Source organism: Thermoactinomyces mirandus (assembly GCF_013868055.1).
Classification (GTDB): Bacteria; Bacillota; Bacilli; order Thermoactinomycetales; family Thermoactinomycetaceae; genus Thermoactinomyces; species Thermoactinomyces mirandus.
On the sequence record NZ_JACEOL010000006.1, the window covers coordinates 23769 to 49318 of the forward strand.

General features: G+C 46.4%; 24 protein-coding genes, 1 pseudogene and 1 other annotated feature. Of the genes and pseudogenes, 1 reads left to right on the forward strand and 24 read right to left on the reverse strand.

Translation table 11 applies throughout. The features are described from left to right. Positions 1 to 52: 52 nt before the first annotated feature. A complete protein-coding gene (locus H2C83_RS02160) occupies positions 53 to 757 on the reverse strand; it encodes a TraR/DksA C4-type zinc finger protein (protein ID WP_181737308.1) in 705 nt (234 codons plus the stop codon). Between the two features lie 322 nt (positions 758 to 1079). On the opposite strand from H2C83_RS02160, the gene H2C83_RS02165 reads away from it, so the two are divergent. Beyond that, the gene (locus tag H2C83_RS02165) at positions 1080 to 2444 is read left to right on the forward strand and encodes an amino acid permease (RefSeq protein ID WP_181737310.1); all 1365 of its coding nucleotides are present in this window, start codon (positions 1080 to 1082) and stop codon (positions 2442 to 2444) included. Between the two features lie 190 nt (positions 2445 to 2634). Here H2C83_RS02165 and H2C83_RS02170 read toward each other — a convergent pair whose 3' ends face one another. The 23 genes and pseudogenes from H2C83_RS02170 to spoVE all read right to left on the reverse strand — a co-directional run bounded on the left by H2C83_RS02170 (position 2635) and on the right by spoVE (position 25521). Next, a complete protein-coding gene (locus tag H2C83_RS02170; RefSeq protein WP_181737477.1) occupies positions 2635 to 3375 on the reverse strand; it encodes a Cof-type HAD-IIB family hydrolase in 741 nt (246 codons plus the stop codon). 437 nt (positions 3376 to 3812) lie between these two features. Next, entirely contained in the window at positions 3813 to 4508 is a 696-nt protein-coding gene (locus H2C83_RS02175; protein WP_181737312.1) for an N-acetylmannosamine-6-phosphate 2-epimerase, read from the reverse strand. 477 nt (positions 4509 to 4985) lie between these two features. Continuing rightward, positions 4986 to 7766 (reverse strand): isoleucine--tRNA ligase, encoded by a 2781-nt coding sequence (gene ileS, locus H2C83_RS02180; protein ID WP_181737314.1) that lies wholly within the window; start codon positions 7764 to 7766, stop codon positions 4986 to 4988. Between the two features lie 70 nt (positions 7767 to 7836). Beyond that, positions 7837 to 8067 (reverse strand) — a binding site (T-box leader). Positions 8068 to 8111: 44 nt separating this feature from the next. Continuing rightward, positions 8112 to 8978, reverse strand: a complete 867-nt coding sequence (locus H2C83_RS02185; RefSeq protein ID WP_181737479.1) for a DivIVA domain-containing protein — start codon at positions 8976 to 8978, stop codon at positions 8112 to 8114. Positions 8979 to 9083: 105 nt separating this feature from the next. Then, positions 9084 to 9560 (reverse strand): YlmH/Sll1252 family protein, encoded by a 477-nt coding sequence (locus H2C83_RS02190; protein ID WP_181737316.1) that lies wholly within the window; start codon positions 9558 to 9560, stop codon positions 9084 to 9086. A 308-nt stretch (positions 9561 to 9868) separates the two neighbouring features. Continuing rightward, positions 9869 to 10129, reverse strand: a complete 261-nt coding sequence (locus tag H2C83_RS02195) for a YggT family protein (protein WP_181737318.1) — start codon at positions 10127 to 10129, stop codon at positions 9869 to 9871. Positions 10130 to 10139: 10 nt separating this feature from the next. Continuing rightward, positions 10140 to 10556: a cell division protein SepF gene (locus tag H2C83_RS02200; RefSeq protein WP_181737320.1), complete on the reverse strand. Its 417-nt coding sequence runs from the start codon at positions 10554 to 10556 to the stop codon at positions 10140 to 10142. A 24-nt stretch (positions 10557 to 10580) separates the two neighbouring features. After that, entirely contained in the window at positions 10581 to 11309 is a 729-nt protein-coding gene (locus tag H2C83_RS02205; RefSeq protein ID WP_376766323.1) for a YggS family pyridoxal phosphate-dependent enzyme, read from the reverse strand. Beyond that, positions 11288 to 12109, reverse strand: a complete 822-nt coding sequence (gene pgeF / locus H2C83_RS02210) for a peptidoglycan editing factor PgeF (RefSeq protein ID WP_181737322.1) — start codon at positions 12107 to 12109, stop codon at positions 11288 to 11290. Before pgeF ends, H2C83_RS02205 begins: the two co-directional genes overlap by 22 nt. A 53-nt stretch (positions 12110 to 12162) precedes the next feature. Then, positions 12163 to 12462: a YlmC/YmxH family sporulation protein gene (locus tag H2C83_RS02215; RefSeq protein WP_181737324.1), complete on the reverse strand. Its 300-nt coding sequence runs from the start codon at positions 12460 to 12462 to the stop codon at positions 12163 to 12165. A gap of 104 nt (positions 12463 to 12566) precedes the next feature. Then, positions 12567 to 12707, reverse strand: a complete 141-nt coding sequence (locus H2C83_RS02220) for a hypothetical protein (RefSeq protein ID WP_181737326.1) — start codon at positions 12705 to 12707, stop codon at positions 12567 to 12569. Between the two features lie 218 nt (positions 12708 to 12925). After that, positions 12926 to 13702 carry an RNA polymerase sporulation sigma factor SigG gene (gene sigG / locus H2C83_RS02225; protein ID WP_181737327.1) on the reverse strand — a complete coding sequence of 259 codons (777 nt, stop codon included), beginning with the start codon at positions 13700 to 13702 and terminating at the stop codon, positions 12926 to 12928. Between the two features lie 74 nt (positions 13703 to 13776). Further along, positions 13777 to 14499: an RNA polymerase sporulation sigma factor SigE gene (gene sigE / locus H2C83_RS02230; protein ID WP_181737329.1), complete on the reverse strand. Its 723-nt coding sequence runs from the start codon at positions 14497 to 14499 to the stop codon at positions 13777 to 13779. Between the two features lie 27 nt (positions 14500 to 14526). Further along, entirely contained in the window at positions 14527 to 15441 is a 915-nt protein-coding gene (gene spoIIGA / locus H2C83_RS02235; RefSeq protein WP_181737331.1) for a sigma-E processing peptidase SpoIIGA, read from the reverse strand. A gap of 408 nt (positions 15442 to 15849) precedes the next feature. Further along, positions 15850 to 16056, reverse strand: coding sequence for a hypothetical protein (locus H2C83_RS02240; protein ID WP_181737333.1), 207 nt, complete (start codon positions 16054 to 16056; stop codon positions 15850 to 15852). Positions 16057 to 16128: 72 nt separating this feature from the next. Next, positions 16129 to 17106, reverse strand: a complete 978-nt coding sequence (locus H2C83_RS02245; protein WP_181737335.1) for a YncE family protein — start codon at positions 17104 to 17106, stop codon at positions 16129 to 16131. Between the two features lie 403 nt (positions 17107 to 17509). After that, entirely contained in the window at positions 17510 to 18655 is a 1146-nt protein-coding gene (gene ftsZ / locus H2C83_RS02250) for a cell division protein FtsZ (protein WP_181737337.1), read from the reverse strand. A gap of 35 nt (positions 18656 to 18690) precedes the next feature. Continuing rightward, entirely contained in the window at positions 18691 to 19932 is a 1242-nt protein-coding gene (ftsA, locus tag H2C83_RS02255; RefSeq protein ID WP_181737339.1) for a cell division protein FtsA, read from the reverse strand. Positions 19933 to 20120: 188 nt separating this feature from the next. Continuing rightward, a complete protein-coding gene (locus H2C83_RS02260; RefSeq protein WP_181737341.1) occupies positions 20121 to 20852 on the reverse strand; it encodes a cell division protein FtsQ/DivIB in 732 nt (243 codons plus the stop codon). 134 nt (positions 20853 to 20986) lie between these two features. Then, positions 20987 to 22248: pseudogene (murA, locus tag H2C83_RS02265) on the reverse strand (UDP-N-acetylglucosamine 1-carboxyvinyltransferase). 14 nt (positions 22249 to 22262) lie between these two features. Continuing rightward, positions 22263 to 23171: a UDP-N-acetylmuramate dehydrogenase gene (gene murB, locus H2C83_RS02270; RefSeq protein WP_181737342.1), complete on the reverse strand. Its 909-nt coding sequence runs from the start codon at positions 23169 to 23171 to the stop codon at positions 22263 to 22265. Between the two features lie 114 nt (positions 23172 to 23285). Beyond that, positions 23286 to 24398, reverse strand: a complete 1113-nt coding sequence (gene murG / locus H2C83_RS02275) for an undecaprenyldiphospho-muramoylpentapeptide beta-N-acetylglucosaminyltransferase (RefSeq protein WP_181737345.1) — start codon at positions 24396 to 24398, stop codon at positions 23286 to 23288. Between the two features lie 16 nt (positions 24399 to 24414). Then, positions 24415 to 25521, reverse strand: coding sequence for a stage V sporulation protein E (gene spoVE, locus H2C83_RS02280; RefSeq protein WP_181737347.1), 1107 nt, complete (start codon positions 25519 to 25521; stop codon positions 24415 to 24417). Between the last annotated feature and the right edge of the window lie 29 nt (positions 25522 to 25550).

Genomic DNA, 25550 nt, shown 5'->3' on the forward strand with positions numbered 1-25550 from the left:
AATATCCTTTTATCTATCCGATTGTAGCACAGGCCCGTTCTTTCCCACAAGTTCAAACAAGCTCGTCGCGGCCCTGTTCTTCCGCAATTTCTTCCCACTCTTTCTGACGGTAGGCATCATTATGCGTAATCTCGGAAATCTCGTCCGTATGCCCGGACAGATCGGTGATTGAAAATCCTTCCGTCAGATCTGCGTAACCCCGGTTTTCATCGTGGTCAACTGTCAATTCGTTATAATTGCGCCCTTCCACAAAAAAATCCGGAGGATTGGAAGTTCCGTACTGCTCCACTTCCCGCCATGCATCTTCCCCGTCGTAAAAGGTTTTGTCCTTTCCATCAATATCGGTATAACCGGGCTTTAGTACTTCCTCTTCAACCGGTCGCCGAATGGATGAATGCCGGTCCGGCTGATGGGCAATGCAATATTCTGTCGCCGGAACGGCTTCCAACCGTTCAAAGGCAATTTCCTCGCCGCAAACCTTGCAACAGCCATAGGTTCCCTCGTCCATTCTCCGTAAAGCTGATTCAATTTCCGCCAGATGGCGTTCGTCATTTTCGTTGAGCGCCAAATCCTTGCCCCGTTCAAAAAGTTCGGTACCCAGGTCTGCCGGATGATTGTCATACCCCAACAATTCGCCTGTGGACACATTCATGCTTGCTTCCAGTCCATAATTGTCCGTTTGCCGCAACCGTTGCTCGATCTCGGCCTTTTCCTGTTCCAGTTGTTGCCGTAATTGTCGTTTCTCAATTTCGTTCATAAACTCCTCCTCCTGTCTGTTGAATAAGCGGCCGGCGCTTTCTGGCGGACCCAAAAAATGCTTTTGTTCAAGATATTTTGTCGCTTTTCCCTCAGCAGCACCTCTGTCAGGAAGCAGCTTCTTATCCTCAAACTTTGTCTGCATACCTGTCACTTTCCTATCTTCTCCGTTTCAAAGACTTTTCATGTACCTATCCTTCCTGCCAATAAATTGGAACAGATTATCGCCGAACTATTTTGAATTAATATAAATTCATTAAACCCCTTCCTTCTTTTCTTTTGTACTGTTATGCTTTTTTGTAATAAAGTGAGAGGTGAATCGAATGGGACAATTGCAACAGAAACTGCGCCCCCGGCACGTTCAAATGATTGCCTTAGGCGGTGCAATCGGCGCGGGCATATTTCAGGGAAGCGCCGAAACGATTCACGCTGCTGGTCCTGGTGTATTAATCTCTTATTTCTTTGCAGGGCTGTTGCTGTTTGTCGTGATGAGTGCACTGGCTGAAATGGCTCTTGCCAATAAAGGTTTGGATTTGCGGGGCCTGCTTTTTAAAGCGTTGGGTTATCAGGTTTCGTTTGTGATCGGATGGTTTTACTTTATTACCTGGATTCTTGTCATGGCTGTTGAAATTACGGCTGCAGGAAGTTTTTTAAAATTCTGGTTTCCAGACCAGCCGCTCTGGCTGCTCAGCTTTTTGATCGCTTTGATTCTGATTGGGCTTAACCTGTTGAGTGTCGGCTTGTTTGGTGAAGTGGAATTTTGGCTTACGGGGATAAAGATTTTTACCCTGCTTGCTTTTGTGGTTCTGGGAGCGGGATTGATGTTTGGACTGATCCCCACGGATCATCCTCCAATGCTGTCCAACCTGACCGCACACGGTGGCTTTTTGCCGCTTGGGTGGACGGGGCTTGTATCTTCTCTTTTGATCGTCATCTTTTCTTATGGAGGAACTGAAATGGTCGGGCTAACGATCACCGAAATGAAAAATCCCGAACAGTCTCTGCCTAAGGTCATCAAAAGTGTTATTCTGCGCATTTTCCTGTTTTACGTATTTCCCTTGTTTATCATTATGGGATTGATTCCGTGGAATGAGGTTGGAAGAGCGGGCAGTCCATTTGTCCAGGTGTTCTCGGCCGTCGGTTTCAAAGGGGTAGCCCATATGATGAACTTTATCCTGTTGATTGCTGTTACATCAGCTGCCAACACAGGCATTTATTCGAGTTCCCGGGTTCTTTATTCGCTGGCCAGGCAAAAGGAAGCCCCGGCTATCTTTTCACGCCTGAACAGAAATGGAGTACCGGTAAACAGCCTGATTGTTTCCGGGGCCAGCCTGTTTCTGGGATCAATTGTTGCCCTGTTTGCCCAGGAAAAAGTTTTCCAGTATTTAATGGGCATTCCCGGATACTCAACCATCCTGCTCTGGATGATGATCTGCCTGGCACAATTGAAGTTGCGGAAACAATATCAGCAGATGCCTTTTTTCAAAGTGGCTCTTTATCCGTATCTGACCATGTTAACCTTTGGAATTTTGGCAACAATTTTCGTCGCTTTGCTGTTTAATCCGGACAACATGGTTAACAGCATTGTTTATGCATCACTGATGACAGTATTAATCATTACAGCCAAATTGAAATCTTCTCAGCTCACCGGAGATCCTTTGCCGGATACGCCAACCTCCACTTCGTAATAAAAAGATTTATCTGACTCCCGTGAAGCAAACAAGATAAAATGGGATTAAGCGGTTGTAGTATTCCCCTGAACTACAGCCGCTTAACTTTTTCACATGAATTTGCCCTTCATTACGAAAAGTATAATTTTCATGACTCCCGCCACTAGTGGGCTGCTGTTTGACTCGACTCAACTAACCGGAGCCAACCTTATCCCTGCAACACCCAATGCCGAATTGCACGGGCAACGCCATCCTCCCTGTTTGTGCCCGTTACCCAGTCAGCAACCTCTTTTACCATATCTTGAGCATTTCCCATTGCGACACCACAGCCTGCTTGCTGAATCATGGCAACATCATTAAGGCTGTCTCCGATTGCCATAACTTCATCCATCGATATGCCGAGTCTGCGGCAAACATTGGCCACCCCTTTCGCCTTGTTAACTCCTGCCGCATTTACTTCAATGTTGGTCAGGCTGGAATTGCTTATCTCAAGCCGGGGATCTTGAGAGAGTTCCTCTATAACTTTTTTTCTTATCAAATCATCCTCAATATCAAATCCAAATTTCAGCCACTGGTGTGCGAAAATGTCTGCGGGAAATTCATTACTCCACACCTTTTCAGTGGTAACACCCCAGAACTGGGCCCTGTATTTTTTTGCCAACTCCCACAGGTTCTGAATACAGGTAACTTCAAGTCCGTATCTTTCCACCAGGTTTCCCGAACCATCCCATACCTCACCTCCATTTAAAGTGACAAGATACGAATCAAGTTGTAGAGACTCAGTAATTGGTGAACAAGTAAAGATGGATCGTCCCGTACTTAGAACGACATCAATTCCTTTTTTACGAGCTTCTGCAATCGCCTGGCGATTCGCGCCGGAAATTTCTCCTTTCTCATTTAAAATTGTTCCATCAATATCCAATGAAATAAGCCTGAATTCCTTTTTCATGCTGTTTTTTATGCCCACAATGAACACACCTTTCCATTAATCAAAAAGAAATTAAAGAAAACAGGTGGTTTGCAGAGTGACCACCCGTTGAGGAGTTATTCTTCGTAAACTGCCTTTCCAGGGAATCGGTAATTTTCCCTTACCATGAAACCGATTAACACCGGATTTTCCCGGGAATCGCAATTCACCCGCAGTTTCATTTTTTTCGCACTCCATAACCAGATTTATACCAGAAAATACTGTTTGAAGAGTCCGCCCGGGGCGATTGAAATGAGGAAGATTTCTGTTTGCATACAAATTTAATCAAAAGAAATAAAGGGATGAAATTCCCTTCCGAACAGAACGATTACCTTGGCTGACCCGCCAAGTATAATCCTTTCACCTGTTTACGAGCGGGGCAAGGAGTACAACCGACCCCTTTCCCGCTTATTACCTCGTCAAAAAGAAATCCCTTCAACAAAACGCCGGGTAATCTGTTGCGGGCGAGTAATGGCTCCTCCAACGACAACCGCGTAACATCCCAGTTCCAAACAGCGTTTGGCCGCTTCCGGTGTATAGATATTTCCTTCCGCAAACACCGGAATATGAACATGTTGCAACATTTGCTTCAGAATTGCATAGTCATCATCATAAATCTTTTTCCCCCCTGTCTCCTTCGTATATCCCACCAGGGTAGAAGAAACCACATCAAAACCTAATTTCTCTGCCTCAATCGCTTCTTCTGTCGTCGAAACATCTGCCATCAGCATTTGTCCGGGATATCGATCTTTGATTTGCCCGATCAATTTTTCCAGCGTAAGTGAACCGGGACGCAACCGGTTTGTTGCATCCATTGCAATTATTTCAGGACCTGCGGATACCAATTCTTCAATTTCTGCTATCGTTGGGGTAATATAAACCGATGAATCAGGATAATTTCGTTTTATAATTCCAATCACCGGCAATTGGACGTTCTCCTTGATTGTCACAATATCTTCCCGGGTGTTAGCCCGAATTCCGGAGGCGCCTCCCTGCTGTGCCGCCAGCGCCATCCTGCCCATTATGTCCGATCCATATAACGGTTCATGCTCTAGTGCCTGACATGACACAATCAATTTCTTGGATAAGCTCAACAAAATTTTGTGATTCGTCATTGTTACGATTCTCCTGACTGCTCTTCGATTTCACTATTGATGATCGTTACTGGTCCAAAAATCACCTGCACACCGATTGCCCCGGATCAGCTGTATTCTGCTTGTCACTTCGGTTTTCAGAAACACTTTTTTCTTATTCACGCTAACTGTCTCTGACCACGGACCCCCCTTTTCAATATAAAGAATATCATGTAATTCATACATAGGAAAAACCGAATCTTTCATTCCCTTGAAAAAACAGGAACCAGACAGCAAACAAAAAGAGGTGTTACAAACCCAAAATAAGCATCCTTTGCGGTATCGATCTGTCGGTATACAGCAATTTCCCTTTCCCATTTTAAAAATTTCCTTTCCTCTGACCGATTCGTTTGGACTTCCCGGGGCCGGGAATGCTTTTAACCCGGACGGAACGGATAACCTGCGGACATAGCAAAGGCTGATGCCTTCAAGGCATCAGCCTTTTCCTTGTATGATCCCTTAACCTTCCACATTCAGGGCATCGGCAAAGTTTTCTTCGACAATGGTTGCACAGCGGTCACAGAGCGTGGGATGTTTTGCGTGTTTGCCTACCGATGGCGAAATCATCCAGCAACGTTCGCATTTTTCGCCTTCAGCCACATGGACGGCTACTTTCACTTTTTCCTCATCCGATACACCGGAAGAAGGTTTATTCAGGGTTACACCTGACACAATAAAGAGTTGATCCAAATCACTGACAGATTCAAGCAAGGGTCCGGCCTCAGGGCTTGGCGTCAATTCAACCGCAGCGCCAAGCGAATTTCCGATCAATTTTGCTGCCCGGGCTTCTTCCAGATTTTTTAATACGATATCACGAATGGAAAGCAGCTGATTCCATTTTTGCTCCAGACTGTCATCCAGCCATTCCTCATAAACGACAGGGAAGTCGCAAAGCTGGACACTGATCTCTTCCACAGCCGGAACATATTTCCACACTTCATCTGCGGTATGCGGCAAAATCGGACTGATGATTTTTACCAGTGACAGCAATGTTTCATACAAAACCGTTTGCGCAGAACGGCGAACTTTGGCATTCGTCGGCAGTACATACAACCGGTCTTTTAAGACATCCAAATAGAATTGGCTTAAAAACACGGTGCAAAAATGATGGACATGATAATAAACATGATGGAAATCATATTCGTCATAAGCCTTGGTTACACGTTTCACCAAATGCTGCAATTTGATCAGCGCAAAACGGTCCAGTTCCGTCAATTCGCTGACGCTGATCCGATCTGACTCCGGTTGAAAATCCTTCAGGTTTCCCAGCAGGAAGCGGAATGTATTTCTGATTTTCCGATATGCTTCAGCGGTCTGTTTCAGAATGTCATCGGAAATGCGCACATCGGCCTGATAGTCGGACGAAGCAACCCACAGGCGCAAAATATCGGCTCCGTACTGTTTGATCACTTTGGCAGGAGCGATAACATTTCCCAACGACTTCGACATTTTCCGTCCTTCCCCATCCAGGGTAAAGCCGTGGCTCAGCACCTCTTTATAAGGAGCCTTTCCTTTTGTCGCCACAGCTGTTGACAGAGAAGAGTTGAACCATCCGCGATACTGGTCCGAACCCTCCAGATACATGCTTGCCGGCCAGGTTAATTCTTCCCGCTGGGTCAGCACGGCCCGGTGGCTGCTTCCGGAATCAAACCAGACATCCATCGTATCGGTTTCTTTCCGGAACGCCTGGTGTCCGCACTCCGAGCAGGACTGGTTTGGAGGCAGCAGCTCTTCAACCGGTTTGGCGTACCATACCGAAGAGCCATGTTTGGCAAACAGATTGGCAATATACTCAATCGTCTCTTCCGTAATATGCGGATGACCGCATTTTTTGCAGTAAAAGATTGGCAGGGGAACACCCCAGATCCGTTGCCGGGAAATACACCAGTCTCCACGGTCGGCAATCATGTTGTGAATCCTTGTTTCTCCCCAGGATGGAGTCCATTTGACGCGTTTGATTTCTTCCAGCATTTCCTGGCGAAAACCGTCAACGGAAGCAAACCATTGTTCCGTGGCGCGGAAGATTACCGGTTTTTTCGTGCGCCAGTCATGAGGATACTGGTGGGTAATGAAAGTCAATTTTAACAAACAACCGGCTTCCTCCAGCTTTTCTGTCACTTTTTTGTTGGCATCCTCATAAAACAATCCTTCAAACCCAGGCGCCTGTTCAGTCATCCGTCCTTTTTCATCCACCGGACAAAGCACACCCAGATTATACTTTTGGCCAATGTAAAAGTCTTCTTCCCCATGTCCCGGTGCGGTATGAACACAACCCGTTCCGGCATCCAGCGTAACATGGTCACCAAAAACAATCGGGCTTTCCCGGTCATAGAATGGATGACGGCAGACAACTCCGGCCAAATCGGTTCCTTTCATGACGGAAAGGACTTGGTAATCAGAAATTCCGATCGTTTCCATCACTTGAGACAGCAGTTCTTTTGCCAACAGGAATTTGCGCCCGTCTGTTTCCACCAGACAGTATTCAAAGTCTTCATTCAGGGCAATGCCCAGGTTGGCCGGAATGGTCCAGGGAGTGGTTGTCCAAATGACCAGATACGTATTTTCTTCCGGAATCACCCCGTTTCCGTTTTTTACCGGAAAGGAAACGTAAATCGATGCGGAACGCTTGTCACGGTATTCAATTTCCGCCTCCGCCAGTGCCGTTTCCGAAGAAGGAGACCAGTAAATGGATTTCATGCCCCGGTAAATATGCCCTTTTTTCACCATTTCACCAAACACACGAATCTGCTCTGCTTCATATTCCGGTTTCAGGGTGAGATAGGGATTGTTCCAGTCACCACGAACGCCAAGCCGTTTAAACTGTTCCTTTTGCTTGTTGACAAACGATAATGCATAGTCTTTGCACATTTCGCGGAATTTGACAGGATCCACTTTTTTGCGGTCCACTTTCTTTTTGCTGACAACGGCATGCTCAATCGGCAAACCATGGGTATCCCATCCAGGGACATAGGGAGCATGGTAACCTTTCATCGATTTATATCTGACAATGAAATCTTTCAGTGATTTATTCAAGGCATGGCCGATATGCAGATCGCCATTGGCGTAAGGAGGCCCGTCATGCAGGACAAAAGACGGGGCTCCATTCCGTTTTTTCAGTACCTGCCCGTAAATATCGATTTCCTCCCACCATTTTTGCATTTCCGGTTCGCGGTTTGGCAAATTTCCGCGCATGGGGAAAGCGGTTTTCGGGAGATTCAATGTTTTCCCGTAATCAGACATTTTGAATCACTCCTTTATGTAAAACATGAACCAAGACTTTGTTTTAAACATAAAAAAACCTTCTTCATCCTCTAGGGACGAGAAGGTATCCCGCGGTACCACCCTACTGGCTTCGAATCCTTTGCTTGATTGGAAACAAAGCCTCTCTACCATCCTTAACGTGGATGACGCGGTCGACCTTACTCTGTTTCAGGTGACGGTTCCAGGGTGATATTCGACAGAAACTCGGATTAGGCTTACACCATCCCTAATTCGCTGAACACGAGTTTATCTATCTACTCTTCCCTTTCCTAACCTTTAGCCATAATTTTCTTCTGCTGATCATCCAGAACATAGACATGTCCATTAAAACATCGCTTTTTTCTTCAGTTTTCTTGAAGTCCTGCGCAACTCGCGGCGCGGTTCATCTTCTTCATAATAGGAAGATGCGGCTACTTCATCCATGACTGTAGTATCATCCATCTTATTCATGCTGCTGAAATCCTGATATTCCTGGGTACTGAAGTCCTGATACCCCTGGGTGGCAAAATCCTGATACTCTTGTGTGGCCTGATCCATCAACAAGTCGGACTGGTTATGTTCGGCATGTTTCTCCAGCTTTTTCCCCTGTTCCTCCAGGCCAGCCTCCAACTCTTCCAGAGATTCCCAATCGGAGTTTTCCAGGATATCAAGATGGGATTGTACCAATGTGCGGAAACGCGCACGATATACGGTTGCTTTCTGTTTCAGATCAAGCAGCTCGCTGTGTACGGCACGTGCTTTTTGCAAGGCATCGTTGATAATGCGGTCGGCATTTTTCTCGGCTTCCTGAACAATCAACTCGGCTTCCTTTTTTGCATTCAGGCGAACTTCTTCCGCCACTTCCTGGGCGACCCGAATCGACTTGTGAATGCTTTGCTCCATGGATGACAACGCCTGCGGAGAAGGTTGCACCTGCATCGGTTCCGGATAGCGTTGCATCGTTTGCGGAGCGGGAGCCGGCGGCTGCTGAATTTCCTGTGGACCGCTTTGGAACATCGTTTCGCTTTCCATCAAACGTTCTACTTCCGCCTGAAGCTCTTCCACCTGTTGTTCAAGTTCCAGCTTTTCCCGGGTAAGCAGTTCGAAATCCTTGATGATCTGGTCAAGAAAATCGTTTACTTCATCAACATCATATCCCCGGAAAGATCTTTTGAACTCTTTATTGTGTATATCTAAAGGTGTTAACGGCATCATTCGCACCTCCTAGAAAAATTGCATTCTTTTCTATTCGACAATATTACCAGATATCCTTCCGGATTACTATAAGCACTATATAAATAGAACTTTCCCTCAAATCTAAGTAATTAGCTTAATCCATATTCTCCCTTTTTTGCCATGTCCTTCAACAGCTTCTACAACCGTGCGTCCAAATCCTCTCAGGGAGATCAAGTCACCAGGTGCAATCGGGCAATCCGGTTTATCCACTAATTTCCAGTTCACTTTGCATTTGCCGCTTTTTACCAAGGACGATGCCTTTGTTCTAGAGATCCGATAACCTTCCGACAAAACCGCATCCACACGCAACGAGGCCACAGAAACTGTTCGGATCCTTATGTTCTGTTCGGGAAGAGCCAGTTCAGGGCGAGTAATCTTTCTTATACTAACACGATGGCGTCCGACTTGTCCAATGTTGGCAGACAGGTAATCCTCCATCTCACTGGCGACAATGATGTCACTACCCTTATTGTGCGGAATGATATCTCCCAATATATTCCTTTTGATTCCCAATCCCAGCACGGCACCCAGAACGTCCCGGTGTTCCAGGCGTTTCATTCCGATGGCTTCCAGGCGTAAACAGCTTATGTTAAATGAATCTGGACTTACAGCATAACAGTAGTCAGGTGCGATTATGGCCCGTTTTCACTCGGCTTCCTCATAACCCCCATCCGTCAGAAAAACCAGATTGGGATCCCGCTGTACAATGGAGGCAAGAATTGCAACTTTTCCAGGATCAAGAAAAGACGTCAGTATCAGCTGTTTTTTTTGCGGATGCGCGCTCAACATAGTCCAGTGAACGCTCCACAAAAGGATATTCTTCCGAACGAAAGTGCATGAATATGTTTTGTTTGCTCATGATCCGTCTACAAGACCCAACTGATTACAGTAAATAATCCCATTTCCACATAATGAAGGACAAACAGCGCCAGGATCGGAGATAAATCCAATCCGACAATCGGGGGAATGAAACGCCGAAACACACTCAGATAAGGTTCGGACAACTTCTCCAGCAGCGTGCCAACCGGTGTACCCCTGAAATTGGGAAACCACGATGACAAAATGTATATAATGAGCACAATATAATAAATCATGAACAATTTGTCGACGATGCTGTAAATAATCATTCGTGTCACTTCACCTCAAATCTCTAGCCTCTTCTTCACTCAAAATGTCTGTGATCGTTCCCTGAATATCCACGTTGGCCGGTGTACAGATAAAAATGTTGTTACCCAGCTTTTGAATGTTTCCTCCTAAAGCATATACTGTCCCGCTCAAAAAGTCGATAATTCTTAATCCCTGGTCGCGACGGACTAACTGGAGATTGACAACAACAGGACGATGGCTTTTGAGGTGATCCGCAATTTCTGGTGACTCTTCATAAGTGCGCGGTTCAAACAGCACCATGCGGATATTTTTCTGCGTATGCAATGAAACGATGTTGCTGCGCCCCTTGTTTGATGAAGCGGATTCACGTTCTTCCTCCACTTCCTCATCATATAACTCATCATCGTTCACACCAAAAAAGCCCATGATTCGGTCCATCAATGTCATAGGAAATCGCCTCCTGAACCAAGGCTACCTACCCCGTTTGCCACCTCCTACCAATACGGAACCCAAGCGAACCCATGTCGCCCCTTCTTCAATAGCAATTTCAAAATCTTGGGACATGCCCATTGACAAATGAGGAACTCGTAAACGGGGTCTTAACCGTTGTAATTTTCCTTGCAATCGTTTCAATTCTCGAAAGACAGGCCTCACTTCTTCCGGGTCGTTCGCAATAGGTGCCATAGTCATCAGGCCTACTATCTCAATAGTAGATAAATTCGCCACTTCACAGGCAAACTCTTCTAATTCCTGCGGAGAAATTCCATATTTTGATTCTTCTCCGGAAACATTTACTTGCAAAAAACAGCGCTGCGGCGGATATCCTCCTGCCGCTACACGGCGGTCGATCTCTTCAGCCAGCGAAAAACGGTCCAGCGAATGAATATAGGCAAAACGGCCAACAACATCCTTTACCTTTCTTCGCTGCAAGTGTCCGATAAAATGCCAGGTTCCGCGGTCGCCCAGTTCTTCCCATTTTGGGAGAGCATTTTGCACCCTGTTTTCACCAATGTGTTGCAAACCCAAATCGAGAATGTTCCTGGTACCTTCAATATCCAGATACTTCGTAACGGCAAGTACATTTACCTCTCCCGGATTCCGGCCGGACCGGAAGCATGCCTGTTCAATCCGCTGTTTTACATTTTCCCATCGATAAGCAAATTCGTTCATTCCTGCCTTTATTCCTTCTTTCCGATCCATGCAACCATCCTTCCTGTTTCCCCGTGATCCCGGCGATGGGAATAAAAGTAGTCCTCATCACAGCTTGTACACCATTTGGATACAAGGATATGCTGTGATTTCATACCTGATTTTTCCAATATTTTGGCGTTTGCTTTTTTCAGATCCAGCTGCCAGCGGCCTGGAATATAACTTTTCGCAACCTCATGCAAAGCTTTTTGATCAGCCAGGATCTTTTCCAGCGGCCGTATGACGCGTTCATCCACCTCGTAACAGCAAGGGCCGATGGAAGGCCCGATTGCGGCACGGATTTCCCCAACATCGGCTCCCATTTCCTGCAAACAGGAAACTACGTTTTGGCCGATTCCCCCCACGGTTCCTTTCCAGCCAGCATGGGCAACTCCAATCCAGTCGATATCGGGGGCATAGAAATAAAGAGGGGTACAGTCGGCAAAGTAGGCAGCCAGTAAAAGATCCGTTTCGCCTGTAATCATTCCGTCCGTATCCTGAACGGCCGTTTCGCGCATATCTTTTCCAGCTCCCTTCTGCCCGCCATCAACGGCCTGGACATGAACTCCATGCACCTGTTCACCACTTGTCCAGGCAGAAAAAGGCATTTTCAGCAGAGACGCCAGTTTCTTCCGGTTGGAGAGCACCCGTTCAGGCTGGTCGCCCACATGAAAGGCATAATTCCTGCAATTCATATCTTCCCTTTTATTTCGAGCACTAAAACCCACTGTCAGATGGGGAAACGCATTTTCCCATTCTTCAATCACAAAATAAGGAACATCCTTTTCAGCCTGAAATTTAAATGGTTCCATACACTCCCTCCCTTCGTACCATATTACCACAATTTCCTAACTGAACAAATAGGTTAACGCTGGTCCTGTTCATCGGAAAACATATATGCCGGATGGGATTCTGAAAACGGAATCTGTTCGCGGGCATCCAGCCTGACAAGGATAACATCGGACCCAATCTTGACGATTTGGCGCCATGGAATTACCCATTCATGCCCTCCGGAAACAAGCCCGAACCACTTGCTTTCTCCCGGAACTACGATGGCGCGAATCGCTCCCCGGCGCAAATCCAGTTCCAGATCATATATCTGCCCCAGTTTGCGGCCATCTGCGATATTTACGACATCTTTCGCCTGTAACTCCGAAATTTTCATATGAAGGATGCCTCCGTCCATTTCAATTTATTTTATATATATGTCTGACGGGTCGAAAATGTATAAGAAATAATCACTTCCCCATTTTTGGGAAAGTGACTGTTTCATTCGGCAGCCCTTTTAACTGCATCAACAATCGCAGTATTTTGGATTTCCGTCATTTTTCCCCACCGTTTGTACAGGTTTGTTTCAATCTCTTTCTGTTGCTGGCGATATAGTTTCAGTTCTCCCAGGAAACTGATCAAGCAGTTTTGTTCTTGTACTGATCGTTAACCAGGTCCATCCGCTGCCTGCTTGGTAAGCCGATATCTCTACTTTTCAAATCATTGTTATAATTAAGATCTATGGATTAAATATTTATTTATAATAAATCTTGAAAAATAAACCTTTAGTACGAAATTCGTTCTTTTATTATTAAAAAAAGCTTGCCATCTGATCGGAACGGGCAAGCTTCGCATTTATTTCAATTAATGAATTTATTCATTTGTTGAATTGCCGCTTTTTCCAACCGCGAAACCTGTGCCTGGGAAATACCGATTTCCTCGGCGACTTCCATTTGTGTTTTCCCTTCGAAAAAGCGCATCGATAAGATCATTTTTTCCCTGTCATTCAACTTGTTCATCGCTTCTTTCAAGGCGATTTCCTCGATCCACTGCATATCTTTCGTTTTCTCGTCACTCAGCTGATCCATGACAAAAATGGGATCACCGCCATCCTGATACACGGGTTCAAACAATGAAACGGGATCCTGAATGGCATCCAGCGCAAAAACGACGTCTTCTTTCGGAACATTCATCGCTTCGGATATCTCATAAATGGTTGGCTCGCGCGAATACCGGTTTGTCAGCTGGTCGCGAACCTGGAGTGCTTTGTAGGCAATGTCCCTCAAGGACCGCGAAACGCGAATCGGATTGTTATCCCGCAGATACCGCCTGATCTCACCGATAATCATTGGCACTGCATAGGTGGAAAATTTTACGTTCTGACTGAGGTCAAAGTTATCAATGGCTTTCATCAGGCCAATGCAGCCAACCTGAAACAAATCGTCCACACATTCCCCACGGTTGTTGAACCGTTGGATCACGCTTAAAACCAGGCGCAGATTCCCGTTTACCAGTTTCTGACGCACCTTTTGATCTCCAGCCTGAAACTTCTGGAACAGGACACGCATTTCCTTGTTTTTTAGTACTGGAAGTTTTGATGTATCCACACCGCAAATTTCCACTTTGTTTCGTGCCATGACAAATTCTCCTCCTCAGGATGGAACTAAATTACAGTATGTCCTGAGAAGGAGAATTTATAATTAGAATGAAATTAAACCATTTTATTGAATTCTTTACGCAATCTCTTAATAATTCTTTTTTCAAGACGAGAAATATAAGATTGGGAGATTCCCAACAAATCGGCTACATCCTTCTGTGTTTTTTCTTCTCCCCCATCCAGTCCGAACCGCAGAACCATGATTTTCCGTTCCCGATCTGATAGATTTGACAAGGCGGTACGCAGGATTTTTTTATCCACCTCATCCTCGATATCCCGGTAAATGGTATCATTTTCGGTACCCAGTACATCGGACAACAACAGTTCATTTCCATCCCAGTCTGTATTAAGCGGTTCATCAAACGAAACTTCAGACCGGATTTTGTTGTTGCGGCGCAAAAACATCAAAATCTCGTTTTCAATGCACCGGGACGCATAAGTAGCCAGTTTGATCTTTTTCGTCGGATCAAAGGTGTTTACTGCTTTAATCAGACCGATTGTCCCGATCGATACCAGGTCTTCGATATGGATACCGGTATTTTCAAACTTTCTGGCAATATAAACCACCAGCCGCAGATTCCGCTCGATCAGGATGGCTCTGACCGCCGATTCTCCGCTCGGGAGACGCTTCAGCAAGTGCGCTTCTTCTTCCCGGGAAAGTGGCGGTGGCAAGGCTTCGCTTCCTCCAATGTAATAAATTTCTTCTCCTTTTACTCCAAGATGAAATAAAAGACGATACCAAAAAATCTGAAAAACAATTTTCCATTTGGCAAACATGCCCATACCTCCCTTTCTTGCTTGGATTCAGGAAACAGCTGCAGAAAGACAAGATGGATGGATAATCGCCTGGTAAGCCCCATCGGATGATAGACGTCCGACATCTATACCTATGAGAATTTTTGTAATCTTATTCTTTTTTTCTCCTTGCGAAACAATTACGTGATCCGGTTTGACCGCCAAAAGCAGATCGTTCTCTTTTCCTGCCGCCCGGTAAGGAATCAGGCGAACCCGGTTCAGCCATTCGGCCGGCAACAGGTCCCAGCCTTTTTCCAGTTCCCGGATTTGCGCCATTTGCCACAGCGGTTCAGGAAGCATCGGTTTGAGCGATTCCAGCTCAACCAGGATCACCGGCGACCGGGTAATGGGATCACGCAACTGATTTCCTGTATCAACAAGGCCGGCGCAGGTCAATTCCCTACCCTGCAGCCGGATCGACACATCGGCGATGAATTGGCCGAACATTTGCCATTCATCCAGGGACCGCAGGGAAAAACGCGTGTACATCCATACCAGGGGAAACCCGAAAATGATGAGCGCCCATGAAACAGGTGAACCCCAGCCGTGAGCAGATTGGGAATAGAAAATGCCGCCGGCTGCCTGGCTGTCTCCTGTCATCACATAATGAAAGGCAATCATGGCCCCTCCCGTAATGAAACAGATCAGGTAAAACATCCCCAAATTCCGCATAAAAGCGAACGGATGCTTCCAGCCGAACACGATCAGTACCATGAAGATCGAAACAATGATCTTCACCGGAAAAAAATAAGCAATCGAAAACCGGGACCATAAGTGCAACATCGAATACAGACCGCCCACCATACTTGAAAGCAGCAGGCGCCACCAGGTTGTCCGCTGTTTGCGAATTCCTGACGTCAGCCATAAAAGCAGGAAATCAATGGCACTGTTGAGGAAGAAAATCACATCAGCATAAACGGTCATAAAACTCCCTCTCCAAACCGAAGTGAGAATAGTATATCTTAATCTATATTTCAAAGTCTGTCTAAACTTGCCAATCCTGTTTGACTTTTTTCGTCGAAACCTCATACTACGACCGGAAATATTCTGATAAAAATTTTCAATAGCAATATTAAGGACGGGTTTCCGGTTTTTTTCGCCAAAAATCCAGCAAGGAAAAGAATTTGCTGAACGGCTTGATTGCTTCACTTTTGGAACTTTGATCGTACCCAAGAATTGGAAACATCCTGATTTCACCCGTTGGTCTTAAACCAGATTCATATTCAGGTGTGTTGATGAAATTTATTGTGCCCGCAAAAATTTGAAGATTCTCCAATCTCTCTACATTCGCACCAAAAAAGGCTGCCCTGACCGGGAAACCTTTTTTCTCATTCACTTGATCCTCTTGTGAATTGCTTCCTGTCCATTGGCACCGTAAAAGATAAAGGCAAAATCTCTTTCACTGTGAGCGCTTTGCCGCTTCGTTTTTTCTTGAATCCGGTTTTTCTCTTCTTTATCTCTATTAATAAGCTCGCATAAAACTTTAAAGGGTAACTGGATCTTATCAATAAGCTTTCCCGCTTCTTTTTGCTCACCCAAAGGAGCCCGGTTTATGGAATTGAAGTTAAAAACAGCCTGCTTCCTGACAGAAACCGGCTGCAACCGTATGGGTTATTGAATGACCGTTAAATCCTGAACCAGTGTATTCCGGATCTTCGGCAGCAAAATCCTTTTTTCCTGTTTCCAGGTATGGATATCATAAATTCCGATTATTCCGGCCGTTTTTTTGCCATCCGCCTGGGACAGTACATAAAGTTTGTCCTTTAACAGCCTTGCCTTAAATATGGACTGGGGCAAGCGGGAAACCTGCAAAACCTTGAAAGTGTTCTCGTCGAGCACTGTAATTTCTCCCTGTGTCCGGTGGGTAATATAAATTTTTCCGCCATTTCGATAGATGAATTCCGGTTGGGAACAGGGCAAGGATATGTACCGCTGCTGCCAATCCTTCTTGCTGATGACCGCAATTTTGTTATTTCCTTCGGCGACGGAAGAGACAAGAATATATTTCTCTGTAATTTCCAGATCATTGGCCAGATCAATTTCCAGATTCAGATCCCTGATCCGGGTCCCGGTTTCCCGATCGATTACATACAGAACAGGCCGCTTCTCCTGAATCACGGTGGCAAAGACATACACATGCCTGGAATCAAAATCGACTATGCGCAGGAAGCCATCCAACCTGACCGATTTCTTTTTGTTTCCCTGTCTGATTTCCAATGTTCCATAATTCAGATGCGTGTTATATGTCGTCATCCGGATCTTGCCTTTTTCCCTCGTATACAGCGGATAAATCGGCGTCTTTTCCATGGTGATATCCCCGTCGGAAGAAATATGGACAAGCCTTTCGCCAAAGGTGACCGGCAGGAGCAAATTTCCATCTCCCTTTTCCGCAATCTGAAATATTCCTTTTTCTTTTATTTTATGCGAATCCATGATGCGGCCATGATTGTCCAGCAGGACAAACTGGCTGTCCTCTCTCAGGGAATCGGTATAGATGACTCCCATGTGTGCCTGTTGTATCTCCATTTCTCCCACCGTACATGAACTGAGAAAAAGAAGGGAAGCGATGATGAAAAAATCCTTTTTCACATTCCAGACCCCCTTTTAAATCCGTTCCAGACCCCTCGGTGAGCCAAGGTGCCACTCCGCCTTATTGGTGGTGAAATCGGTGATAAAAAAATACACCGCGTTATTGTCGAAATTATCGGTATATTTCGATTCTATCCTGCCATCACTTTAACTGCAATACATTGAATATTGAATCATCGTTAAAAAAGGGTCAACGGAGGAACCCCTTCTCCGATTTCTTTCCGGAGATTCATGGGATTTCATTGTGTGACAGAAAAACAAATCAAAAAGAAACCTGCTTGTCACCTTTACCTTGAAAATCCGGTTCAATTTATCAGGATATTGCACGCAAAAATTCCACAAAACAGCACGGCGACCGCTTCCCTCAGAATCTGGGAAACGATCGCCAAATCTGTACCTGGATTTATTTATTGAGTTTGTTATTTTTGCGGGTCCGTAAAAATGTAGGCACTTCGAGATCAATATCATCAGACCGCGGTTTTAATTCCCTGGTCTGGCCATATGGGTTCAAATCCGAATTTGTATTGACGAACGAAGGTTTGCCTTGTCCTGTTTGTTGATGCGGATGCATTTTGAAACCCTTTTTCTGTTGTTCTTCATGATCAAAGCCGGTTGCAATCACGGTTACATAAATTTCGTCCTTCAGCTCTTCATTGATTACCGCTCCGAAAATCATGTTTACTTCCGAGTGTGAAGCCTGTGTCACAATATCTGCCGCTTCATAGACTTCATACAGGCTCAGGTTGGAACCGCCGGTAATATTCATCAGCACACCGCGGGCGCCTTCGATCGATGTTTCCAGAAGCGGACTGCAAATCGCTTTTTTCGCAGCATCTGCCGCCCGGTTTTCCCCGTTAGCCTGACCAATTCCCATCAATGCCGATCCCCGCTCTGTCATAATGGTGCGTACATCGGCAAAATCAAGGTTGATCAGCCCCGGGACGGCAATCAGGTCCGAAATCCCCTGAACTCCTTGGCGCAACACATTGTCTGCTTCCTTGAATGCCTCCAGCATCGGCGTGTTTTTGTCAACGATTTCCAGCAGGCGGTCATTGGGAATCACAATCAATGTGTCCACGTTCTCTTTAAGCGCTGCCACACCCTGTTCGGCCTGGCTGGTCCTTCTCCTGCCCTCAAAGGTAAATGGCTTGGTAACCACACCTACGGTAAGGGCTCCCAAATCACGGGCAATGGCTGCAATTTCCGGTGCCGCTCCTGTTCCCGTACCACCGCCCATACCCGCTGTAACAAACACCATATCTGCGCCTTTCAGCACATTTTCGATTTGCTCGTGGCTCTCTTCAGCCGCCTTTTTGCCAATTTCCGGTTTGGCTCCGGCGCCCAACCCCCTGGTAAGCTTTTCACCAATTTGCAGGCGATAGGGTGCTTTTGAACGGTTCAAGGCCTGGGAATCGGTATTGACCGCAATAAATTCAACTCCCTGTACCCCCGCTTCGATCATCCGGTTTACTGCATTGCTTCCGCCACCACCGACACCGATGACCTTTATCTGGGCAATTTGCTCCATTTCCAGATCAAAATCCAACATAGTCTTGTCCCTCCAATAATCTCATCAAATCTTGATCAGATAAATTCGCTTAACCAGTTTTTCATTTTTTCAAAAGCAGATGGCCCGCGCTGCTTTTTTTGTCGAGGAGGGTGATGAGTCGACCGACCCGATTCAATTTGAAATACCCCGCGTTGATGCAAGTAGTGAATCATGCCAACCCCACCCGTATATGAAGGCTCCTTGACACCGATATTTTGAGGAATGGCGATTCGTACGGCAGCACCCAGCTGGCTTTGCGCCACATCCAGAATATGCCGGGTGGCCATGACCCCTCCTGTCAATACATAACCGCCTGCCGGTTCATCGGAAAAACCCATGACTTTCACTTGTTGGCGAATTAACTGAAACATTTCTTCCAGACGCGGCTCAATGATTTGTGCAAGTTCCAGTTGTGTAACAATCCGTTCCCTGCTTGTCCCAATTGTCTGCACTTTAAAAGTTTCATCGGTTTTTGCAAATTCCTTGCTCGCCACTCCATACTGGCATTTTACCTCTTCGGCTCTGCTGGTCTGTGTTCGAAGTCCAATCGCAATATCGTTGGTTATATATTCTCCGCCAATCGGGATAACAGAAGTCCCTGCCAGATGACCTTGCTGGTAGACCGTTAGCGTGGTGGTACCACCGCCAATATCGACCATGACCACTCCCAGTTTTTTTTCATCATTGGACAGGCAAAGTTCACTTACTGCCAGGGGTAAAAAGACCATGCCGCCTATATTCAGGTTAGCCCGCTCTACACAGCGGAGCAGGTTTGTCATGATAGTTTTTGTCCCGGTGACAATGATCGCATCCACTTCCAACCTGACTCCGACCATTCCGCTGGGATCCTTGATATCATCTAGACCATCCACGATAAACTGTTTGGGAACCACTTCAATAATGGCCCGTTCCGGCGGCAAAGCAATCACTCTCGATGCTTGCAAGACACGGTCAATATCATGATATCCGATCTCTCTGTCCTCACTGGAAACAGCTACAACTCCATGACTCGGTTGCAGAGAGATATGATGTCCCGATATTCCGACAAAAACCTCTGAAATCTCTATGCCAACCATGCGCTCGGCATGATCTACCGCTTCACGTATTGATTGTACAGCTTGGTCAATATTAATAATAGCTCCCTTTTTCATCCCTTGTGATTTTGCTGTTCCTACTCCCACAATATGCGGTGTTCCATCTGCATTCACTTCAGCGACAATGACCCGAACCTGTGACGATCCGATATCCAAAGTTATAACGAAATCCTGATTGCTCAAATCCTGGGCACCTCCTTGCCCGAGAGTCAAACTTAAGACAGACATTTGAATTATATTAAGGAAAAGGGAGGAAAAAACCACTCACAAACCATATTCAACAATCGCTGAGCTTTCCCCTTTTTAAAGTCAACCATTTTTAATGATTTCCTTTTCCATATTTTTCTTTTTTAATAACCTTCCACCATAAATCAGGATGCTCTCTTTGACGTTTCTGGAATAAACCAAATACTTTCCAACAAAAATAGTGTACCTCGTGGATGATTAAAAAACGAGGGATAATAACTCATTTTTTGTGAAAGATCTTCAACTCTCACAAAAATACGATGATAACGGTCAGTCCATATCTCCACCTGATCCCTGTGATCGGAAACAGGTTTCACTTTTCTGATCGTACGTTTGATAGAGTCTGGCAATTTTGCAATTTCCCGTACGGCTGATTTCAAAAGGGGATCTGAACATTTCCAGTCTGTAAAAGCAATCTGGTTCTGTTGGGAAGATAACAAACGGTGAGATAGAATGGTACCGTCCGAGAGAATGGGAAAGCGTTTCTGTTCTTTGGTTTCAAACCATGCGGCGTGCTCTTTTTCCCTGATGGAAATCGAAATCTTGTCAGGAAACGTTTTTTTCACCCTCACCTGTTCAATTTCCGGAAGGGCAGAAAGCCGCTCAATTACTTCTTCGGATTGAACGCCAAAAAAAGAAACACCTTTTTTTAACTGTGTCCTGGCCAGGATTTCTTCTGCCGGCACCAGTTGATTTCCAGTCACTTCAATCTTTTTAATTTTGCTTAATGGCGATCGCAAGAATATGGCAAACAACGCTCCCGTAAAAAACAAAAAAATAAAAGCGAAAATCCATGGTGATGGGGACCGTTTCTTACCAACCCGGTTGCGAAAGGGAGGAACATGCTCATCCACCATGCCAGTGTTTACTCCTTTCTTCTCTCTTCGCCTGACTGTACCAAGGTGTAAAAATACTTAATCTTCCCTATATATTACCACAAATATACGATGTTTAAAGGTTTTTACACAAAAAACAGCGGCACCGGCCTGTGCTACTGTTTTTCCATATTGATCCGTTTTATATTTCCGTTCAATTGCTGAAACACCTTTTCCAGCGACTCATATCCCCGATCAATATGGTTCACACCATAAATCACCGTCTGGCCGTCTGCCGCAAGCCCGGCAATAATCAGGGCAGCCCCGGCACGCAAATCCGAGGCACGGACCTGGTCCCCTCTCAACCGGTTCACCCCTCGGATCTCAACCGTGTTCCCGGCCAAATCCATGACTGCCCCCATTTTCTTCAACTGATCCACGTGCTTCAGACGCGATTCGAAAATATTTTCTGTCAGCCTGCTTTTCCCGTCTGCCAGGGCGAGCAAAACGGTTGTTTGCGGCTGCAGATCTGTCGGAAACCCGGGAAACGGCTCTGTCACCAGATGACGGACCGGCCGGATCACTGAACTGCACCGCATCTTGATCCCTTCCGGAGCTTTGCCAAACTGCAGGCCCATCGGCTCCAGATGCCGGGCCACTGTGTCAATCTCATGATCATTTACCTTTCTAAGCACAATCTCTCCGTGTGTTACTGCTGCCGCAATTGCCAACGAACCGGCAACAATCCGGTCTGACATTACCCGGTGAGAAGCAGCTTGTAACCGCTTAACCCCCGTCATGCGTATAGTTGGCGTTCCCGCCCCCTCAATGTTTGCTCCCATCTTGGACAGAAACCTTGCCAAATCCACAATCTCCGGTTCACGTGCAGCATTCCGGATCACGGTTGTTCCCTTTGCCAGTACAGCAGCCATCAGGATATTCTCGGTTGCACCCACACTTGGAAAGTCGAGACAAATGTTGCTTCCCGTCAATTGGGGTGCTTCACAGGTAATTTTCTCCTCCGTTTCCCTGATTTCCGTACCCAACTGGGCTAATCCCCTCAGGTGCAGATCAATGGGGCGCTTGCCAATGTTACAGCCTCCCGGTCTGGTTACACTCACCTTTTGCAGGCGTCCCAGCAAAGGCCCCATCAGAAAAACGGAAGAGCGAATCTGCCTCATCAGATGTTCAGGTATACCATATCCACTGATTCTGGTTGTATCGATCCATAAGGCAGATGGCCGATAAGTAATGTTTGCCCCCAGTGCTTGCAAAATCTCACACATGGCCCGTATATCCGTCAGGTCGGGACATTCTCGATTTTGTAGATTCCTTCTGCCAATACGGCAGCTGCGATGGGTAAAGTTGCATTTTTGGCACCCTGGACACGAACAGATCCTGACAAAGGCTTTCCACCTTCAATCACAAACTGTTCCAATGTGTCACCTCCGTCTATTCTTCACCCACCACCTGCACTTCCGGTTCCAGACGCACACCGAACTTTTCCTCAACGGTATCCCTGATGTGCTGAATGAGCTGGATTACATTTTGTGCCGTTGCGTGTTCGCGGTTAATGATAAAGTTTGCATGCATGGAAGAAACTTCAGCTCCGCCAATTCGATAGCCTTTTAACCCGGCTTCCTGGATTAAGCGGCCAGCGAAATCCCCCGGCGGATTCCTGAAGACACTGCCAGCGCAAGGGTATTGTAATGGCTGTGTCTTTCTCCGATGTTCCTTGTAGGATGTCAGTCGTGACATGATCTCTTCCCGCTCGCCATACTCCAGGAAAAATGTAGCTTCTGTGATTATTCCCTTCAGCTTGGTTTGAAGGACCGAAGTACGGTAGCGAAATTCCATTTCCTTATTGGATAATGTCACCCATTCTCCTGTTTCCAAAAGTATGGTGGCCGAATGAAGAACTTTAGAAATATCTGACCCGTGAGCACCTGCATTCATATAGATGGCACCACCCACGTTTCCGGGAATCCCTCCAGCAAATTCCAAACCGGTCAAACCCTGTTTTGCCGTCACTGTTGCCAGCAGAATGGTCGAAGCCCCTCCTCCTGCAGTGACCCGGTTTCCATCAATATTCAAATGATTAAAGCCTTCATCCAACTTGAAAACAACGCCACGTATTCCTCCGTCACGCACCAGCAAATTGGACCCTCTGCCAATGACCCGCCAGGACAGCTTGTGCTGATAAACCCACCGCATCGCCCGCTCAAGCTCATGTCTGTTGCGCGGATATATCAAAAGGTCGGCTGGACCTCCCACTTTCCATGTTGTATGACGGGATAATGGTTCATTGACTCGCACATCTTCAATCCCAATATTTTTCAGTTCTTCTATGATCTGTTTCACTTTGTCGCTCCTCCTAGCCAAAAAACACCGGTAAAGTCCATCCCAACCTGGTTTAACACAGTTTATGCTGCTAAACAGAGAATGTGACAAATGCCCACCTGGCACCCTCCATTGCTAAACCTGGATAAAAGCAATCTTTTCCAGTTCGTCTACCAGCACCTCCGCCGCGTGCGGGCGCCCCAACCGGCTGGCCGCCTCACTCATCGCGTGGTGCTCCTCTTTGTTTTCAATCAGGCGCTTCACTTCACGCCACAGGTTTTCTGCGTTACATTCACTTTCAAGAAGCATTTTGGAAGCCCCTTGTTCTTCTAACCATCGCGCGTTTGCTTCCTGATGGTTATTTGTCACATACGGGGATGGAATAAGAATAGAAGGTAAACCCAATGCTGTCAACTCTGCCAGTGTGGATGCTCCGGCACGTCCTACAAGCAGGTAAGTGGCGGACAGCACATCCGGCATATTATAGATAAACGGTTTTACTTCCAAATTGGGAATCTCATCAGCTTGAATTTGTGAACGGATTTTTTCGTAATGCACTTCGCCGGTAACATAAACAAAATGCACTTCCGGCATTTTTTTCATTTCCGGGATCATTTGCAACACGGCTTCGTTGATCACCCTCGCGCCGCGGCTTCCGCCACAAAACAGAATAATCGGTTTATGTGAATCCTTGATCCCCAACGATTTTCTCCCCAAGACCGCGTTTGCCTGAACCACTTCGGTCGCTCTGGGGTTTCCCGTAAACACGATGCGATTGGCACGGCTCAGATATTTCTGCGACTCTTCCAGACTAATTGCAATCACATCGACAAAACGAGACAGGAATTTGGTGGTCAAGCCGAGCACAACATTTTGTTCATGAATCAGCGTGGGAATGCCCATCTGGTGTGCGGCATATACGGCAGGGCCGCTTACATAGCCCCCTGTGCCTACAACCACATTCGGTTTAAATTCCCGCAAATACTGTTTTGATTTGCGGACTGCTTGTAAAAATTTGCGGATGGTCCTTACATTTTCCCAGGATACACTGCGTTTAAACCCTTGAATTTCCACCGTATAAAACCGAATGTTTCCTTCTTTTGGAACAATGCGCGATTCCAGGCCATTTTCCGTGCCGATATAGGCAATTTCCACATCGGGAAATCTTTTCCGTACCGCCCGTGCAATTGCCAAAGCCGGATAGATATGGCCCCCGGTACCGCCACCAGACAACAAAATTCGTTTCATGCTGTTTCCTCCCCGGTTAAACAGTTTTACGGACAAATCTCGACAAATTCAACAAAATTCCTACTGCCACCAACGTCAAAGTCAGGGAAGAACCTCCATAACTCAAAAAAGGCAAGGTGATTCCCGTTACCGGAAACGCCCCTGAAACAACCCCGATATTGATTGCGGCCTGAATCATGATCATCGCTGTAATTCCTGCTGCCACCAGGCTGCAAAACATGTCCGGCACCCCGATTGCCACACGAATCCCGCGCCACACGAGCACGACAAACAGGATAATAACGGCTGCCGCTCCCAAAAAGCCCAACTCTTCGGCCAGGATCGAAAAAACAAAGTCTGTGTGGGGCTCGGGCAGATAGAGATGCTTTTGTTTGCTCATTCCCAGCCCGAGTCCCATCAGACCTCCCGGACCAATCGCGTATAATGACTGAATCAGATGATATCCCGCACCAAGCGGGTCCTGCCAGGGATTAAAGAAAGCAACAATACGCTGGATCCGGTAGGGAGCCGCCAGAACCAGTCCGGCAAAACCGGCCATGCCGAGGAAAAGGAAAAAGGTAAGATGTTTCATTCTTGCTCCGGCGGCAAAAATCAGCACGATCCCCGTTCCCATCAGGACAGTTCCTGTCCCCAAATCCGGTTGCAGCATAATGAGCCCAAAAGCAGCTCCCAATAAAACCAGTCCCGGCAAAAATCCCCGGGTAAAGCGCTGGATCTGGAAACCGGGATTGGAAAACATGCGTGCCAAAAAAGTGATCATCGCCAGTTTCATGAATTCCGAAGGCTGGATGCTGAAAGCCCCGATTCCCAGCCAGCTCCTCGCACCGTTGCGCAAAATCCCGACTCCCGGGATCAGGACGATCAATAATAAAATAAAGCATAAAATAAGGCCCGGTTTTGCCCATTTATGAAATTGGTCAGGATCTAACCGCATGATCCAAAACATCAGGAAAACACCCAAAGCTGCAAACAATAACTGCCGCTTGGCAAAAAAGAAGGCATCACCATATTTGTGATATGCAAAAGAGGCACTTGCACTGTATACCATTAATACACCTATTGACAACAGCAGCATGATCGCGACGACAATCACAAAATCAGGCGTGTTATTCCTTGTTTTCATGGGCGCTTTCACCTCTTGAAAATATGGGC